General features: G+C 43.3%; 1 protein-coding gene. It reads left to right on the top strand.

What is annotated here, in order from left to right; genetic code table 11:
• Positions 1-563: hypothetical protein (locus BCT81_RS25045; protein ID WP_102426217.1), on the top strand; the 563-nt coding region annotated here is incomplete at both ends.

Raw genomic sequence — 563 nt, forward strand, 5'->3', positions numbered from 1 at the left:
GTCCTAATGACCCTGGCGTTGGCTGGCTGTGGCTCCCTAAACAACTCTTTGGTAGAGAAAACTAAAACCGTTGAGTATTATCGAATTTTTAATATTGAAACCAATAGTCACCGTTCCTCTGTAATAGCTGCTGCTAGCGACGGGCTAGGACAAAATATTAATAACGCAACAGAGAACACCCCAATCCCATCATTTTCTAAGCCACCTTCTGAGCCAGGCAGATTCAAGCTAATTAATCCTTTTGAAGGGTCTTCAATGGCAGCTTTAGCTGCAGCAAGTGGTGCATCTATTAAAATGGCTTCTTGCGAGGGAGCAGTTTGGGTAGCTCAAGCCAATCGCGATGTTGAGGGCAGTGACAGTTTGAGGATTACAGCTTGTCTTTGGGAGTACGAAGGTGGGTATCATCTAGATACATATGCTACGTTCAAAAAACAAACTGGTGGACTTATGCAAATTAGCCGCGAAATGGCACAAGCAATGGTTGGAACTCCTGAGGAATGGACAGAAAAGACATTTCTTGACATTGTTAGGAAAGTAAAAAGTGAAACCGGTGCTGAAATTAC

Source organism: Vibrio sp. 10N.261.52.A1 (genome assembly GCF_002876325.1).
Taxonomy (GTDB): Bacteria; Pseudomonadota; Gammaproteobacteria; order Enterobacterales; family Vibrionaceae; genus Vibrio; species Vibrio chagasii.